Raw genomic sequence first — 16,918 nt, 5'->3', positions numbered from 1 at the left:
TATGGTAAACTGATATGGAAGACTTTCCGGTTCATCGAGATAGTGCGATCCGTCTGCGGTTGCACCGGGCTCTCGATTTTTTTTTGCAATGTCCGGAAAGAATTCATACCACGCTTCACTATGCAGACGGCTTGTGCGGGCTGATAGATGAAGTGCAACGATACGGAAAGGGGGAAGTTCGTTCTCTATAGGTAAATTATTGAAATTCTGGTGGAATACAGGGTTTGGATTTCGGTTGAAAATCTATGCAGAATGGAGGTGCTGAGAAGATATGGCCAAGAAAAAGATCAGCACGCTGCTCATCGGTCTATTGATGATTCTGCAGGTGCTGTCTGCTTTCGGTTTTTCGCCTCAAGCGAACGCAGCGGCGATTACCGATAATATTATCGACAGCGTGTCGATGGCGGTGTACGACAAATCCGGCCACGTCGTGACGGAAAATGTGTATGAGCCGGGCTCGAAGGTGCAGTTGGACTACACATGGTCCCTGCCTGGAGGACATGATTACAAGAACGGGGACACCTTCACGTTCAAGCTGCCGGATGAGTTTAAGTTTTACAACGATATTCCCGCGCAGCCCCTCATATCCAGCGGCGAAGCGATAGGCAAATTTACATTAAATAAAGACTCCCATGAAGTGGTTATGACGATGGAGTCGATTGAAAATTTGTCGGATGTGAGAGGAACGCTGACGTTCCAGACCGTGTTCGATATGGATGTTATCCAAGGAAGCACGACGCAGATTATTAAAATTCCGGTTCACGGCGGGGAACAAGTTTTTACGCTCCGCTTTAAACCGAACGTCGATTCGACCATTGGGAAAAGCGGCGTGCCGGACGGCTACAACGCCAAGCAAATCGATTGGACCGTTGATGTGAACAAGGAGCTGGCTGCAGTTCAGAACGCGGTGGTAACCGACCCGATTCCCGCAGGGCTGGGAGCTCCGGTGACCGTTGCCGTATACGAGCTGGGCGTCAATCTGGACGGCACCGTCGTTCAGGGAGCGCCGGTCGACGGCAGTCGATACATCGTCAACACGGCAGGCAATGTACTTACGCTCAGCTTCACAGACAATCCGATCCGAACGGCCTATCGCATTCAGTACACGACGCCGGTAACGGATGGGGACAAAACCTCGTTTGTGAACAAGGCTACGCTTCAAGGCGGCAACCAAACGCCGGTAAGCGCGACGGCTACCGTTACGGTGCAGCGCGGTACGGCGCTGGACAAGGTGTCGACGAAATACGATGCCGATACGCAAACGATCGATTGGGAAATCAAGTACAATTACAACGAGAAAACCATTGCCCAAACCGAAGCTTTTTTGACGGATTTATTTAATGATTCGCAGGAGCTGGTCGCCGGTTCGCTCCATGTTTACCCGGTGACGGTCGATGCCAAGGGAGCAGAGACGCTCGGCGCTGAATTGCCCGCAGCGGAATATAGCGTGACGCCGGAGACGGCGGCCGGAAGCACAGGCTTCAAGCTGCAGTTCGCACACCCGATTTCGTCCGCTTATAAAATCAAGTACCAAACGAAGGCCGTTCATCGCGTCATCGATAACGCTGTCATTACGAATAAGGTCGTTTCCGGCAGCGGGGGCAGCAAAACGGCGACGCGGGGCATTAATCAGGTGGTGATCGCCAAGGGCGTCGGGCTGGTCGACTATAAGGCCAAAACGGCAGCCTGGAGCATTGCGATCAACCGCGACAGCGAAACGATGAGCGGTGTGGTCGTTACGGATAAATTCCTTCATCAAGGACTCCGGTTTATTCCCGAAGCATTCACCGTGTATGAAGGCGGCCAACGGATGAGCCCTTCCGATTATACGGTAGATCCCGCCATAGCGCCGGATCAAGGCTTTGCCGTTACATTCCATCGGACGATCAACTCTCCGGTGACGATCTATTACAACACCGAGTTCAATATGGACTGGCTCAGCGCCGGAGCGGTAAATTTTCTGAACGAGGCCGTGGTCGATTGGATCGACAGTGCTTCCAATGCACAGACGAAGACGGTTACCGCAACGTTCGATCCGCGGAACGAAGCGAAAAACAACGGGCTTAAAAGCGGAGTTTACGACGCGTCGTCGAAGCAGATTGCATGGACGGTCGGCGTGAACTATAACGGCAAGACGCTGGCCGAAGCGGTCGTTGAAGATACGCTTGAATCCGGTCAGAAGCTGGTCGCAGACTCGCTTGCCGTATACGGGATGAACATCGCGTCAAACGGCAATCCGTCTTTAGGCTCCGTCGTCGACAGCACGTATTACAACTACTCGGTCGACGAGAACAATAAGCTGACCGTGACGTTCCAGAAGCCGATTTCGGCTCCGTACTATGTTGTCTTTAAGACAAGCCTCGACGGGAAAATTATTGATAATAAAGTAAGCAATACGGCCGGCTTGCTGGACGGCGTTACGCCGGTATCGAATCCTTTGACGGCTTCCGTCAGCATCCCTAACGGCGGCGAATACGTGAACAAGAACGGCAAGCAAAACGGCGATAAAATCGACTGGACCGTTCTTATCAACCGCACGCAGTCAACGGTGACCGACGCCAAAATTATCGATACGCCGTCGGACAACCAGCTTCTGCTGCCTGGCACGTTCAAGCTGTTTACGACCAAAGTGGACGCTAACGGCACGGTGAACAAGGCGGCCGAGCTCGTTAAGGATAAGGATTACACGTTGGAAATCAAGACGGATGACGACGGAAAGCAGAGCTTCGAGCTAAGTTTCCTCAAGAAGCTCGCTACGGCGGCGATTCTGGAATATCAATCTTTAATTGTCGCCAAGGACCAGGATACCGTATCCAACAAAATCGCATTTAGCGGCAACAACGAAATTACGGTAACGAAGGATACGTCAACGAGCGTCGTGGTCGGAGTGACCAGCGGTTCGGGGACGATTAGCGGCATCAGAGGCACTCTCACCGTGACGAAAGTAGACGGAGCTGCCCCTGCGGTTAAACTCGCCGGAGCTACATTCGAACTATACCGTAAAACCGGCTCGGAACAGCTGCTGGTCGGCACGTTGACAACCGGATCGAACGGAGAGGCGGTGTTCAAGAAATTGCTGGCTGGGGATTATGTGCTGAAGGAAACGGCGGCCCCGGCGGGATATGCGCTCGACTCTCGGGAATATCCGGTGAAAATTCAAACCGCGGACGGCTATCAGCTGACAATCGCCAACGATAAGATCGTTAAGCCTAACCCGCCTGACACAGACGGCAAGCTGACGGTGAAAAAAGTAGATTCGGAGCAAAGCGGCCTGCTGCTCGCCGGAGCGACCTTCGAGCTGTACGCGAAGACGGGGACAGGTTTAACCCCGGCCGGCGTGAAAACGACGGACGCAAGCGGGATCATCGTCTTCGATAAGCTGGCGCCAGGGGAATACGTAGTGAAAGAAACGGCGGCCCCGGCAGGATATGTGCTTGATTCCAAGGAGCATCCGGTGACGGTTCAAACCGCCGCCGACGTTCAGCTAACCGTTACGAACGATAAGGACGTTACGCCTAATCCGCCGACGAATCCTGCTTCGGACGGCTGGATCGCAGTGAAAAAAGTAGATTCGGAGCAACCCGATCTGCTGCTCGGCGGAGCGACCTTCGAGCTGTATGCGAAGACGGAGAGCGGCTTAGCCTCGATGGGCGCGAAAACGACGGATGCGAGCGGCACGATCGTCTTCGATAAGCTGGCAGCAGGGGAATATGTAGTGAAGGAAACGACGGCCCCGGCAGGATATGTGCTTGATGCCAAGGAATATCCGGTGACGCTTCAAACGTCGGGCAGCGCGCAATTCACCGTCACGAATAACAAGGACGTTACGTCTAATCCGCCGACAACGCCGGTTGCGGAAAGCTCAATCACGGTGAAAAAGACGGATTCGGTGCGAAGCGATCTGCTGCTGAGCGGAGCGGTCTTCGAGCTGTACGCTAAGACAGGGACAGGTTTAACCCCGGTCGGCGCAAAAACGACGGATGCAAACGGCATGATCGTCTTCGATAAGCTGACTGCAGGGGAATACGTAGTGAAGGAAACGGCGGCTCCGGCAGGATATGTGCTTGATGCCAAGGAGTACCCGGTGACGCTTCAAACGTCGGATAACTATTCGCTGACGGTAACGAACTTGAGAATCCGCAAATCGTCGTCCTCGTCTTCGTCGTCATCGCCAACACCGTCGACGCCAACGCCGACGCCAGCGGAGGAAAATCCGGCCAATCCCAATCCGTCGCAGCCGGGCAGCACGATTGACGGCAATGTAAAAGTGCCTTTGGGCGGTCCGTCGGTGACCGGGCAGCCGGATAGCGGGGAAGAGACGGTCCAACCGGACAATCCGGCAAACTCGGACAATCCGGACAATCCGGATGGCAGCGACACGGCCGGCACGATCGAAGTGAATCAGAAAGTCCCTCTCGGCAATCCGCCGGAGGACGGGAAACCGAAAGAAACGCTTCCGAAAACAGGCGAAGCAAGTCCCGTTTTCATTGAAATTGCAGGCCTTATCCTAATCCTTGTCGGATTGGTGCTGCGGCGCAAGCTGACTAAGAACATCTAGCGAGCAACGCCTATTGCGTAACCAACCGCAGGCTTTCCGGAAAGGAGGCTCGGATGATCAAAAAAATGCTGCCCATGCTGTGCATCTGCCTCGGAATCATCGTTTTTTTGTACCCGACGGTGAGCGATCGTTACGAGACTTACCGGCAGCAGCAGCTTTTGAAGCAGTGGACGGAAACGATGAAGCAGATCGATCAGGCGGACGATACGGCCAGTACGAAGCCTATGGCGGCCCCAGTTCCGATATCCGCGGTTATCGCTCCGGCTCCGGCGACCACAGACGGAACGCCGGCGGACGAAACGGAAGCGAGCCGTCAGCCGCAATCTTCGGAGAACGAGCCGGATGCTCTGCAGGACGCGCTGCTTAAGGAGCAGGTCGAAGGAATTTTGATCATCGACAAGATCGATCTGAAGCTGCCGATAATAACGGATGCGACTCCCGGCCACCTGAAGCTTTCCGCAGCCAGCATTGCAGGCACGGGAAAGGCGGGAGCCGTAGGGAACTATGCCATCGCCGGCCATAGAAACCTGACGTACGGGAAAAATTTCAACAGGCTGGACGAATTGGATAAGGGAGATGTAATCGAGGTCGATACGGGCAAGCAGAAGTACAGATATCAAGTTCAAGAGAAGCTGTACGTGCTCCCGGAGGATGTCTGGGTACTGAAGGGCAACGGCAAAGATAAAGAAATTTCGCTGCTCACCTGTCATCCTATGGAAAACCCGACGCATCGTCTTGTGGTTAAGGGAACATTAATAGAGAAGCAGTGAAGCCTATTCATTACTGCGCAACTATGCTATAATTTTACTATATTAAATATTTTTTCGGTGCTTTCAACCGATAAAGGCAAATCCAGCGAAAGCTGGAGACGCAAAGCTAAAGGGCCTTCCTTAGCGATATTCGCTAAGTTGGCAGCCAGTTACCGAAAGGAGAGCTTTTTTATGTTCAAAAAGAAGCTGGCGATGCTGTTCATCGCTGTTATGCTGATGGCACTGCCAACGGCAGCTTACGCCGCCGCCGTACCTTATGTCATTGACCGGAGCTCTCTGGATAAAGGAATCATAACGATTCGCTATACCGGCAAGACCGATACGAAAGCCATCGTTAGAATAACGAAAGGCGACGATACATCCGACTACAATCTGGCGAACGGAGCCCGTTACCCGCTGCAATGGGGCAACGGCGTGTATAACGTCCTGATCGCCCAGTTCATAAGCGATAATCAATATAAAGTCGTCGGGCAAGAAAGCATAGAGCTTAAGATGGCCGACGAAAACGAAGTGTTTTTACAGCCGATTCAGCTCGTTGACTGGAATGGAGAAACGAGGGCCGTCGCCGAGACGGCGAAGCTGACCGAAGACGCCTTGACGGATAAGGAGAAAGCGGAGGCGATCTATTCTTATATTACGCATACCATCCGGTATGATAATGAGAAGGCCCGTTCCGTCACAACCGCCTATCTCCCCGATCTGAACATCGTATACGATACGGCGGAAGGGATTTGCTACGACTATGCAGCGCTGTTTGCGGCGATGGCCAGAAGCCAGCACATTCCGACCCGGTTGGTTATGGGATATGCCGCCGATGCTCCCGATGTATATCACGCCTGGAATCAAATTTATTTGCAGGACAGCGGGCAATGGGTCACGATAGACACAACGTATGATGCGGCCCGCGTGCAAAAGGGACAAGCCCCCGAGATGATCAAAGATTCGGCGGATTATACCATCGCCCAAATCTATTAAATGAATCTATGAAAACCTATATATTGGATTACATAAGCCGCAGTTTCGCGAATAAACAAAATAAGCAGACCGCTCCCCTAAGGGAGACGATCTGCTTCTTTGCGTTGCAGGGAGGAGCCGGAAGAGGCTTCGCCTATTTGCCCTTCAGCTCGCTCATGATTCGGCGGCCGGTAGGCGTCTGCGCCAAACCGCCGCCGGCGGTTTCGCGGTGCTTCTCCGGCATGGCCGAGCCGACCTCGAGCATGACTTGGATCACCTCGTCGGACGGGATGACGCTGCGGACTCCGGCCAGCGCCATGTCGGCGGCGGCGAGCGCCGTCACCGCACCGAAGCCGTTGCGTACGATGCAGGGAATTTCGACGAGCCCGCCGACGGGATCGCAGATGAGCCCAAGCGAGTTTTTGAGCGCGAGGCCTACGGCGTGCACCGCTTGCGCGGGCGTGCCGCCGCGCAGCTCGGTCAGCGCACCCGCTGCCATGCCGATGGCCGAGCCGACCTCGGCTTGGCAGCCGCCTTCCGCTCCCGATACGAACGAGTTATTGGCGATCACATATCCGATGGCGCCCGCGGCGAACAAGCCGTAGGTCATATGCTCGTCGCTCCAGCCGAAGCGCTGCTGGCAGCTGACGAAGACGCCGGGGATGATGCCGCAGGAGCCGGCCGTCGGCGTGGCGATGATGCGGCCCATCGAGGCGTTCACCTCCGAGACGGCGAGCGCGTATGCCATCGCCAGGCTGGCATCGGCGCCGAGAGCGGGATCGGACATGCCGCGGTAGGCCATGACCCGCTGGGCGTCAAGCCCTGTCAAGCCGCTGCGGGAGGTCGTGTCCTCGTGCAGCCCGCGCTGAACGGCATCCTTCATCACCGCGTAGTAATCGGCCATCTTGGCGAATTCCAGACGGGCGTCGCGTCCGGATTCGGCGGCCTGCTCTTCGAGCATTAACGGTCCGATGCCGAGCCCTCTGGCTTGGCACAGGGAGGCCAGCTCTTGCAAGGTACGAAAATTCATGATGAGGACCTCCTATCTATCATTTATTGCAAATTGACGAGCTGGATCGTTTGGACTGCGGGCAGCCGCCGCAGCTGCTCCATCAGCTCCGGCGGCACCTCGCCGTCCAGCTCCAGGACGGTGAGTGCGTCGCCGCTGCGGCTTTTGCGGTCGACCGACATATAGCCGATATTGGTGCCGGTAAGCCGGAGCAGCTGCGTAATGTCGGCGATGACGCCGGTCCAGTCGTAATGGCGCAGCACCAGCGTCGGATAAATGCCGGTCATCTTCACGCTGAAGCCGTTAATCTCCACGATTTCGATATTGCCTCCGCCGATCGACGTTCCTACCGCCGTCAGCTGTTTTTGGTTCAGCGGGCACGATAATGCGAGCTTGGCCGTATTCGGATGGGGATACAAGCCTTTCCCCTGCTCGAAGGCGATGCGGATGCCCTGCTGCCCGGCGATGATGAGCGAATCCGGCAGCCGCGGATCGTCAGGCGCGAAATCGAGCAGCCCGCCGACGATGGCGCGGTCGGTGCCGTGCCCCGCATAGGTTGCGGCGAAGGAGCCGTAGAACGTAATGAGCGCCTGTCCCGGAGGCTCTCCGAGCAGCTGACGGGCCGCCCGGCCGATCCGTGCGGCGCCCGCCGTGTGCGAGCTGGAAGGTCCGACCATCGCCGGACCGATAATGGAAAAGACATCTTTAAATCGCATGAGTCATCGTCTCCGAAACATAAGAAGAATTTGATTTTCGTTAAGCGAACAGACGGGCTGCCGTCTCGGTCAGCTCGGCAAGCCGCGGCGGCCTGCAGTCGGATGGCACGAGGCAGTCGTAAGACTCGCCGTCCAGCCTCTCCAGCAGCTCGGTTTTGGCTTGCGCGCGCAGCTCGGCGCTTTGCAGAGCTTCGATTGCGGCGCAGGCCATTACTTTGCCTGCGAGCAGCATCGCCTTATGAGCGTAAGACGATTGTCCCTGAGCGACGGCCTGCCAGGTGTGGAACGGCGTGCCGAACGCCCATGTCGCCGTGGTGCACTGAGCGGTCGGAACATTCCAGCTGACGTCGGCGACATCGGTGGAGGCGGCCATGGTGGACAGTTTTTCCACATAAGGCGCAATAAATTCAGCGATAGGCCGTTCCGAGAGCTCGGCAGCCAGCTGTTTGCCGATTTGCGCGGCGGCCGACGCTTTATCCTCGGCGGAAGTCGAATCGTAGATCGCCTTGGCGAAGCGAACTTCCTCCTCGGTAGCGGCCGGGGCGCCCAGCTCCGTCATATATTTGTGCATTACGCGCTCCAGCGCAGCGTTCGGAATCAGGTTGGCGCAGGCGCCCTCCAGACGGCTGGTCATCTGCGTCTGCGTCATTAAGGCCGCGCCGCGGGCGATATCTTGTACGCGGGCGTACAGCTCGCGTACTTGCGAGGTTCTGGGGGCGCGGATCAAATAAGTGACTTCCGCTTCAGGCTGTACGACATTCGGGGCCAAGCCGCCGCTGTTCGTAATGGCATAGTGCACCCGGGCTTCGCTGATCATATGCTCGCGCATATAATTGACGCCTACGTTCATGAGCTCCACCGCGTCGAGCGCGCTGCGTCCGAGATGCGGCGATGCGGCGGCATGAGAGCTGCGCCCCCGGAAGTGAAACGTCGCATGAATGACGGCGTTCGAGGAGCCGTGCATGACGGCGTTCACCGGGCCGGGATGCCAGGAGAACGCCGCGTCGACGTCGCGGAACAAGCCTTCGCGGGCCATATACGTTTTGCCGTAGCCGCTTTCCTCGGCGGGACAGCCGTAGTAGCGCACCGTGCCGGCGATACCGTGCCGCCGCATGTAGTCTTTGACGGCGACGGCCGCCGTTAAGGCGCCTCCGCCGAGCAGATTATGCCCGCAGCCGTGTCCGCTGCCGCCTTGCGTTATCGGCGAGTAGTCCGCGCTGCCGGCTTGTTGGCTGAGCCCGGCCAAAGCGTCGTATTCGCCCAATATCGCGATGACCGGAGCGCCGCTGCCGAAGCTGGCGATAAAGCCGGTATCTAGTCCGGCGACGCCGCGCTCGACCTCGAATCCTTCGCTGCGCAATGTTTGCTCCAGCAGCTCAGCGGATTGCGCTTCCTCAAACCGGGTTTCGGCGAATTCCCATATGCGGTCGCTGACCTCGGTAAATACGGCGCTTTTACGATCGACAAGTTCGGAAATAAGCTGCGTTAAAGTTTCCATCAGATATACCCTCCCAAGGTGGTTTTATAAGCTCGGCGAAAACAAAACTCATATTTTAAATATTCGTGCCGCCGGTCGATTCCTCATAAGCCGCCGTACGCGCTTGGAGGCCGGAGAAAGCCGCAGGTTTCGCCCTGGCTGTAAACAAGGCTCCGGCGCAAAGCGCGGCGAAAGCGACGAGCATAATGAAGGCGGCATTGTACGAACCGCCGAAGGCGTCGACCATGAAGCCGATCAGCATAGGCGTCAGCACGCCGGCGACCTGCGCCCCGGTATTAATGAAGCCGTTGGCGGAGCCGACAAGCTCGGCGGGCATCGATTTGAGCGAGGCCGAAGCGATCAGCGTCGAGATAAAGGCGAAGAAGACGCCGACCAAACATTGATACGCAATGAACATCGGAATGCTCGAAGCCGATCCCATCAGATAGAGCAGGCCCCCGGTAACGAGCGCCAGAATGCCGGCGGCAAGCCTGTCTTTGCCGGCGGGCAGCTTATCGAGAATGTAACCGCTCAGCAGCATGCCGAATATGCCTACGAAGGCCGGGATAGCCGACAAGTAACCGACGGACGTCATATCGAGGCCGCGGGCTTTAACCAAATACGTCGGCATCCAGGAATTCAGTCCCCAGTTAATCGCGTATACGCTGAAATAAGCGAGAAACAAGTTCCAAATCATCGGCGTTTTCAGCACGGTTTTGAGCGGGGCCTTCGGTTTGACGGCCGCCTGCTCTGTGGCCATCCCCGGCAGCGCATCCGCTTTCCGTTCCTTCAGGAAGAAGAACAGCAGCAGCGTGATCACGATGCCACAGGCGCCGATCATGTAGAACATCGACCGCCAGCCGACGGAAGTCATCAGATGGGTGGATAAAATCGGAGTGATTACGCCCATAATCGCTCCGGAGGCGAGCATGAACGACATGGCGCGGCTCCGCTCGTTTTGCGGGAACCAACTGGCAAGGGCTTTAGATCCGGAGGGGAAGTAGCCGCCTTCACCAATGCCGAACAAGAAGCGGATGACGATCATGGAAGTAAGCGACCAGGCGCTGCCCGTCAGAACGGTGAAGACGGACCACATCAGCACCGAAATCAGAATCACGTTTCGATAGCCGAAACGGTCCGCCAAATACCCTCCGGGAATTTGCATAAGAGCATACCCGGCAAAAAAACTGCTGAGCAGCACGCCCGTGGCCGAAGCGCTCAAACCTAAATCTTTCGTAATGCCGAGCACGGCATAATTGATGACGAACCGGTCAAGATTGCCTAGCGACCAGCCCGCGAACAGCAGCAGAAGGATAATGTACTTCCACTTTCCAGCGTTTACGGATGTCATAATGGGCTTCTTCCTTCCTTGGCGGAATTGTGTAATAAAATGTTACTAAAACTTCCGTAAACTAAAGATACAATAATTCAGACTTTTCACTCAATGTATAAAAATATATAATTACTCTAATTAATATAGAATTTTATACATTGAAAACGGAGATGAAATGAATGGAAGCGCTAAACACGGTGATAGAAAATATAACACGAATTTTACCCGAAGATTCATGCCAGCTTTGGTTCAGCTTGGGGGGAGAACCGTTTCGCTTACTGCACAGCAAAGGGGGAGAAGCGGAAAGCCCGCCTCTCGGCATTCCCTCCGAAACGGAAGGAGCTATAGAGGAGAGGAGCGACGGCGAGGTGCTCGAAACCTGGTTCACCTACCCTAACCGGGGATGCCTCGTATTTCGCAGATTCCGTCCGGTGTCTCTTACGGAGCTGGACCGGTCGAGGCTTTTCATAACCGTGTACCCGTATTATGCGGAGCTGATGATAGAGAGGCAGCAGTACATTATGCTCAAAATGGCGGAGAGCACCCGGGCGATCACCTCGATTCTCGAACTCGACGATTTGCTGATGCAAATTTTGAATAACGCCATGGCGGTCATTCCGTCGACCGACATGGGCGTTCTCTGGATGTACGACGAGAAGCTCGGCGCCTTGACGGCACGCACCTCCGTCGGCCAATTAAGCGAGGGAACGCGTCTTATGCGCATGCGCATCGGCGAAGGAATCATCGGGATGACTTATCAGGACGGCAAGCCGCGGCTGTATACGAATCAACAAGATATTCTCAAGGATTCGGCATCCATTTCCGAACAAAACATGGCTTACTTGATGGGCTCCTATAATTTTACGAATACCCGGTCGATCATCAGCGTGCCGATAGCGGTGGAAGGTCAAACGGAATGCGTGCTGATCGTGTATCAGAACGGAGCGTACCCGCTGCTTACCGAGTACGATCTGAAGCTGCTTTTGGGCTTCGCCGATCAGGTGTCGATTGCGATCACCAACGCGCGCCTGTTCCAAAATGTCAGCCGTCAAAACAGGACGCTCGTCAAGCGCGACGAAATTCACGCCACACTGATGAAACTGACGCTGCAAAACAAAGGAGCCGACTTCATTGTCAGCGAGCTCGGGAGAATGATCGGGCTTCCGATCGTGTTTGTCGACTTGTTGGAGGCCGAATATTATCCGAAGCGGCAGCGATGGCGGAACAGATTCCAAATCGACGAGCTGGAGAAACGATTCGGCTCGATTCGCTCGCCGCTATACGATACGTTGGAGTCGGACGGGGGCAAGCAGCTTCATTACGTATATCCGATCGTGGCGATGAACGCTTGTCTGGGGTTCCTTCTGGTCGAGCTGCAGACGGAGCTGACGACGATCGGCCAGCTTGTGCTTGAGCAGGGTAGCGCCGTGCTTGCGCTGGAAATGGTGCGGAAGCAATCGCTCTCCGATTTTTATTATAAAAAGACGAATGAACTGTTCAACGAGCTGCTGCTGCAAAAAGACGCGGGTATTTTGCGCAAAAAAGGGGAAGAGCTCGGACTGCAGGACGGACAACTGCTGACGGTCGTCATTTTGGAGCTTGCCTCCGTGACCGATATGCAGCTGATGAATATACAGGTACACCGGTTAGTCGGGACTGCCAAGCGCAAGCTGGGGCACCGCGCTCCCGTAGTGTTCGGATTCCGCAACAAAGTAACGCTGCTGATGGAACTGCCTGCGTCCGGCGCTCCGGGGGATGCGCTGGAGGCATGCCGCCGGATGATTCAGGAGTGGGGGAAGGCAGGAGGCTCGGCGCTGCGCGGCGGGGCAGGTTCCGGTTATGTCGGGCTGACGGCCGTAGCCAAAAGCTATAACGAAGCGGACAAGGCGTTGTCGTACATGGCCTCGAAGCATCGGACCGGGCTGCTCAGCTATTCGGAGATCGGCATTAACCGGTTGTTTATTCATCAGCCGGAGGAAGAGCTGCATACGTTTATCCACGAAGTGTTCGGACCGCTCCGCGCTCAGGAGGGCAGCCGACTGGAAGAAACGCTGCTTGCTTATATGGCGTGCAACCGGTCGGCGGGGCAGACGGCGGAGCGGCTGCACATTCATATCAATACGCTGTACCAGCGGCTTCGGAAGATTGAGGAGCTGCTTCGGCTCTCCTTCGATGAGCCTGAGCATATGCTTAAGCTGCAGCTGGCTTGCTATTTGCGGAGCACGGGCGGCGACGAGGCTTGAGCTTTGAACCGTGCCGCACGTGCAATAAATGGCATTGATAACTCGTTGGAAGAGGCGTATAGTAGTTTATTAGCCTAAAACATATGATTGATTTACAAGGGGAAATGGATGTGCGCAAGTTAAGCAAGCTGCAATCGGTATTGCTGATCTTATTTTTAGTTATCGTATGGGGAGTCAATTGGCCGTTATCCAAATTTGCGCTTTCCTTTATGCCTCCGGTGCTGTTCTCCGGGATAAGAACACTGCTCGGCGGAATCCTGCTGCTCTTCGTCGCCATACCCCGGATGGGCAAGCTGAACTTTCGGGCGACTTGGCCGATATATCTCGTATCCGCTCTGGTCAACGTAGTGCTCTATTACGGTCTGCAAACGATCGGTCTGGAATATTTGCCGTCCGGTCTGTTCTCGGCGATCGTATTTCTGCAGCCGGTGCTGGTCGGTATCTTCTCGTGGCTCTGGCTCGGCGAATCGATGAACGGGCTGAAAATTGCCGGTTTGATTCTCGGATTCGTCGGCGTCGGCGTCATTTGCAGCGGAGCGGGCGGCCTCTCGGGCCATATTTCCGTCGCCGGCATTTTGCTTGCGCTCGGATCGGCGCTCAGTTGGGCTCTCGGAACGATTTATGTAAAGAAAACGGGCTCCCGCGTTGATCCGATCTGGCTCGTCACGCTTCAGCTCATGACCGGCGGGCTGTTCATGACGCTGCTCGGCAGCGGCGTGGAGCGCTGGTCCGATATTAGCTGGAAGCCTGCTTTTATCGTCAGCCTGCTGTTTATTTCGATTTTCGTTATTGCTATGGGATGGCTGGTGTTCTACAAGCTTATCGATTCCGGCGAAGCGAGCAAGGTCGCTTCCTACACTTTCCTGATCCCGCTTGTAGCGATTTTGACCGGAACATTATTTTTGCATGAGCCGTTTACCGTCTCGCTCTTGGCGGGACTGGTGCTGATTGTTTGCAGCATTTATTTCGTAAACCGGAAGCCGCGCGGAAGCGGGGCGGGCTTACCCGCGAGAACTCGCGGGCAGCAGGCGCAAAGATAAGCCGGCAATTTATTCCCACATAGGGTGTTGACAAACGAAAAATCATGCCCTATAATAACCATTAATTTCAAAACCAAATGTTACGATTAGAAATAGTAGAAGTGACTTGACCTTTCAGAGAGCCGTTGGCAGGTGCGAAACGGCAGCGTCCGTCATTTCGAACTCGTCTATGAACAGCTGCCTGATCATGTAGGGTAAGCCGGAGTTCCACCGTTACAGGGATAGATGGTGATTGCCATCGAAGAAGATCATTTCCGGCAAGGAAATGAATTAGAGTGGTACCGCGGGTTCAACCCCGTCTCTATACGTAGAGACGGGGTTTTTTTGTTGGCTAAAGTCCGGGTTTAGTCAACACCGCTTCACATATATATGATTAAAATCCGTTATTTGGGAGGAATTGAAGATGACGCACCGTAAAATTATCGTATTGGACACGACGCTGCGCGATGGGGAACAAGTTCCCGGCGCCAAGCTGAATGTGCATCAAAAAATAGAAATGGCCGTGCAATTGAAGCGGCTGAATGTGGACATTATCGAAGCCGGCTTCCCCGCTTCATCTCAAGGAGACTTTCAGGCCGTGCAGGAAATCGTCCGCACCGTAGGGGACGCCGTATCGATTACGGCGCTGGCCCGCGCGGTCAAAAACGATATCGACGCCGTCTATCAGAGCATCAAGGAAGCGCAAAATCCGCTGATCCATATCGTGCTCGGCACCTCCAACATTCATGTGGAGAAAAAATTTAACCGCTCCAAGGAAGCGGTCATGCAAATGGGCGTCGATGCGGTCAAATACGCCAAAACGCTGCTGCCTCACGTGCAGTATTCGACGGAGGACGCTTCGAGATCGGATTTCGAGTACTTGTGGAAAACGATCGAATCCGTGGTCAAAGCGGGCGCAACGATGATTAACGTGCCGGATACCGTGGGCTTTGCCGTACCGGAGGAGTTCGGCGACCTCATCCGCCGGATTAACGAGCGTCTGAAAAACTTGGACGACAAAGTGATTTTGAGCGTGCACTGCCACAACGATCTCGGTTTGGCTACGGCTAATACACTCAGCGCAATTCGTAACGGAGCGGATAAAATCGAATGCACGATCAACGGCCTGGGGGAACGCGCGGGCAATGCTTCCTTGGAAGAAGTCGTCATGGGTCTGAAAGTAAGAGAAAGCGCCTATAAAGCGTATACGGATATCCGAACGACGGAGCTGTTGCGCGCCTCCCGCCTGGTGACTCATCTGACCGGTCTCGACGTGCAAGTGAACAAAGCGATCACCGGCGAAAATGCGTTTGCCCATTCTTCCGGTATCCATCAGGACGGTCTGCTGAAGGATAAGCAGGTGTACGAAATTATGTCGCCGGAGGATGTCGGAGCCGATAGCATGGAGCTGATTTTGACGGCCCGCTCCGGCCGCCACGCGTTCAAGAACGCCGTTGAGAAAATGGGCTTTGACACGAGCGACGCAGCGGACTTCGAAGCGCTGTTCCAGAAATTCCTGACGCTGGCCGACGCCAAGAAGGAAGTGTACGATCACGATGTATTCTACTTGGTGACAAGCCACAGGACCGTCAGCAACAGCGACAAACAGCTGTATGAGCTGGAATCGTTCCAGGTCGTAACCAACGACCTGTGTCCGACCGCTACCGTCCAGTTGAGAAAAGGGGACGAAGTGCTCAAAGGCAGCGAAGTCGGAGACGGTCCGATCGACGCGCTGTACAGCGTCATCAAATCGCTTGCCGGACTGGACGTCGAGCTGAAGGATTACAAGATCAACAGCTTGTCCCGGGGCAAGGAAGCGATCGGCCGCGTCAATATCCGGATTCAATATCAAGGCAAAACGTATTCCGGCCGCGCGATGGATACCGATATTATTAAGGCGAGCGCCAATGCGTTCCTGAATGCGGTCAACGGCGCCTTGCTGGACGCTTCGGTCGAAGCGGCGGGAGCCGGGGCTTAAGCTAAGAAAGGAACGTAAGCTAAGAAAGGAGATTTAAGGCTATGAACGGTTTAAACGAAGGCGCCGACCGGGTGCAAAACGAATTATCGAGACGGGGGTTTGCCCATACCGTCGTAGAACTGCCGGACAGCGCGCGGACAGCCCAGGAAGCCGCCGACGCCATCGGCTGCGAGGTGGCGCAAATTGCGAAGTCGATCATTTTCCGGGTCAAAGAAACGGACCGGCCGCTGCTGGTCGTTGCGAGCGGCGTAAACCGGATTAATGAGAAGCGGCTTGGCAAGGCGCTCGATCTCAAACTGGGCAAAGCGGATGCGGATTTCGTCCGGGAACGAACCGGATTCGTTATCGGCGGCGTATCGCCGATCGGTCATAAAGAAGCTCTTATGACCGTGATCGACGAAGATTTGCTGCAGTACGGCCAAGTTTGGGCGGCGGCCGGCCATCCGAAGGCCGTGTTCAAGCTGAAGCCGGAGGAGCTGATCGCAATGACGGGCGGGCAAGTGATGCCGATCGGGTAAAGGCAGGAATGGCTCCGGCTTTGGTCGAAGCAGGGGCAGGGGAGCTTGCGGCAGCAAGAACAAGGGAATGGAACATGCTTGATTTATCCGCAACAAGCTGGGGGCGTCTGCGCGGTCCGTTCGGCACCGCGGAGCGCGCTCCCGCGCGGACTTTTTCAGCACGCTTTTAGGAGTCTGTCCGACGAAACAGGAAAAGCATAGTTTCGTCGCGAAACTTAACTGTAATCTGTTTATCTGGTAAAAAAGGGTGTGTGGTTTATGGCAAAATTTAAATCTTACTCCACGGAACAAGGTGAATTGTTTCCGATGTATTTGAGCGATTGGATCCCTGAAGATCATTTAG

The 16,918-nt window shown here is 55.2% G+C and carries 11 protein-coding genes, 1 riboswitch and 1 other annotated feature; of the genes, 7 read left to right on the top strand and 4 right to left on the bottom strand.

Going from position 1 to position 16,918, the window contains the following annotated elements; translation table 11 throughout:
* Positions 1-271 precede the first annotated feature (271 nt).
* The 3 genes from N0M98_RS23585 to N0M98_RS23575 all read left to right on the top strand — a co-directional run bounded on the left by N0M98_RS23585 (position 272) and on the right by N0M98_RS23575 (position 6,303).
* The gene (locus N0M98_RS23585; RefSeq protein ID WP_259619373.1) at positions 272-4,558 is read left to right on the top strand and encodes a SpaA isopeptide-forming pilin-related protein; all 4,287 of its coding nucleotides are present in this window, start codon (positions 272-274) and stop codon (positions 4,556-4,558) included.
* A gap of 53 nt (positions 4,559-4,611) precedes the next feature.
* Positions 4,612-5,328: a class D sortase gene (locus N0M98_RS23580; RefSeq protein WP_259619372.1), complete on the top strand. Its 717-nt coding sequence runs from the start codon at positions 4,612-4,614 to the stop codon at positions 5,326-5,328.
* 65 nt (positions 5,329-5,393) lie between these two features.
* Positions 5,394-5,485, top strand: a riboswitch (cyclic di-GMP riboswitch).
* 14 nt (positions 5,486-5,499) lie between these two features.
* Positions 5,500-6,303 carry a transglutaminase-like domain-containing protein gene (locus tag N0M98_RS23575; protein ID WP_259619371.1) on the top strand — a complete coding sequence of 268 codons (804 nt, stop codon included), beginning with the start codon at positions 5,500-5,502 and terminating at the stop codon, positions 6,301-6,303.
* A gap of 133 nt (positions 6,304-6,436) precedes the next feature.
* On the opposite strand, the gene sdaAA is transcribed toward N0M98_RS23575, so the two are convergent.
* From sdaAA to N0M98_RS23555, 4 genes are read right to left on the bottom strand one after another with little or no spacing between them, the layout of a single operon-like run.
* Positions 6,437-7,312, bottom strand: coding sequence for an L-serine ammonia-lyase, iron-sulfur-dependent, subunit alpha (gene sdaAA, locus N0M98_RS23570; RefSeq protein WP_259619370.1), 876 nt, complete (start codon positions 7,310-7,312; stop codon positions 6,437-6,439).
* A 23-nt stretch (positions 7,313-7,335) separates the two neighbouring features.
* On the bottom strand, positions 7,336-8,007 hold the full coding sequence (gene sdaAB, locus N0M98_RS23565) for an L-serine ammonia-lyase, iron-sulfur-dependent subunit beta (protein WP_259619369.1): 672 nt from the start codon (positions 8,005-8,007) through the stop codon (positions 7,336-7,338).
* A gap of 40 nt (positions 8,008-8,047) precedes the next feature.
* Positions 8,048-9,505 carry a M20 family metallopeptidase gene (locus N0M98_RS23560; protein ID WP_259619368.1) on the bottom strand — a complete coding sequence of 486 codons (1,458 nt, stop codon included), beginning with the start codon at positions 9,503-9,505 and terminating at the stop codon, positions 8,048-8,050.
* A gap of 55 nt (positions 9,506-9,560) precedes the next feature.
* On the bottom strand, positions 9,561-10,835 hold the full coding sequence (locus N0M98_RS23555; protein ID WP_259619367.1) for an MFS transporter: 1,275 nt from the start codon (positions 10,833-10,835) through the stop codon (positions 9,561-9,563).
* 161 nt (positions 10,836-10,996) lie between these two features.
* Between N0M98_RS23555 and N0M98_RS23550 the strand changes: the two genes are divergently transcribed.
* The 4 genes from N0M98_RS23550 (at position 10,997) to N0M98_RS23535 (ending at position 16,575) form a co-directional block, all read left to right on the top strand.
* Positions 10,997-13,060 (top strand): helix-turn-helix domain-containing protein, encoded by a 2,064-nt coding sequence (locus tag N0M98_RS23550; RefSeq protein WP_259619366.1) that lies wholly within the window; start codon positions 10,997-10,999, stop codon positions 13,058-13,060.
* 110 nt (positions 13,061-13,170) lie between these two features.
* The gene (locus N0M98_RS23545; protein WP_259619365.1) at positions 13,171-14,100 is read left to right on the top strand and encodes a DMT family transporter; all 930 of its coding nucleotides are present in this window, start codon (positions 13,171-13,173) and stop codon (positions 14,098-14,100) included.
* A gap of 73 nt (positions 14,101-14,173) precedes the next feature.
* Positions 14,174-14,406: a binding site (T-box leader), on the top strand.
* A 97-nt stretch (positions 14,407-14,503) separates the two neighbouring features.
* A complete protein-coding gene (locus N0M98_RS23540) occupies positions 14,504-16,057 on the top strand; it encodes a 2-isopropylmalate synthase (protein WP_259619364.1) in 1,554 nt (517 codons plus the stop codon).
* Positions 16,058-16,098: 41 nt separating this feature from the next.
* Positions 16,099-16,575: a YbaK/EbsC family protein gene (locus tag N0M98_RS23535; RefSeq protein WP_249865044.1), complete on the top strand. Its 477-nt coding sequence runs from the start codon at positions 16,099-16,101 to the stop codon at positions 16,573-16,575.
* Positions 16,576-16,918 lie beyond the last annotated feature (343 nt).

Source organism: Paenibacillus doosanensis (genome assembly GCF_025060755.1).
GTDB lineage: Bacteria > Bacillota > Bacilli > Paenibacillales > NBRC-103111 > Paenibacillus_S > Paenibacillus_S doosanensis.
Note: the sequence above shows the minus strand (reverse complement) of the source record. Positions and strands in the feature narration are given on the sequence as shown.

Bases quoted from the DNA above. Each gene is read 5' to 3' on its own strand.
- N0M98_RS23535 (WP_249865044.1), top strand. From the start codon at position 16,099: ATGAACGGTTTAAACGAAGGCGCCGACCGGGTGCAAAACGAATTATCG.
- sdaAA (WP_259619370.1), bottom strand. From the start codon at position 7,312: ATGAATTTTCGTACCTTGCAAGAGCTGGCCTCCCTGTGCCAAGCCAGA.
- N0M98_RS23575 (WP_259619371.1), top strand. From the start codon at position 5,500: ATGTTCAAAAAGAAGCTGGCGATGCTGTTCATCGCTGTTATGCTGATG.
- N0M98_RS23550 (WP_259619366.1), top strand. From the start codon at position 10,997: ATGGAAGCGCTAAACACGGTGATAGAAAATATAACACGAATTTTACCC.
- sdaAB (WP_259619369.1), bottom strand. From the start codon at position 8,007: ATGCGATTTAAAGATGTCTTTTCCATTATCGGTCCGGCGATGGTCGGA.
- N0M98_RS23540 (WP_259619364.1), top strand. From the start codon at position 14,504: ATGACGCACCGTAAAATTATCGTATTGGACACGACGCTGCGCGATGGG.
- N0M98_RS23580 (WP_259619372.1), top strand. From the start codon at position 4,612: ATGATCAAAAAAATGCTGCCCATGCTGTGCATCTGCCTCGGAATCATC.
- N0M98_RS23555 (WP_259619367.1), bottom strand. From the start codon at position 10,835: ATGACATCCGTAAACGCTGGAAAGTGGAAGTACATTATCCTTCTGCTG.
- N0M98_RS23585 (WP_259619373.1), top strand. From the start codon at position 272: ATGGCCAAGAAAAAGATCAGCACGCTGCTCATCGGTCTATTGATGATT.
- N0M98_RS23560 (WP_259619368.1), bottom strand. From the start codon at position 9,505: ATGGAAACTTTAACGCAGCTTATTTCCGAACTTGTCGATCGTAAAAGC.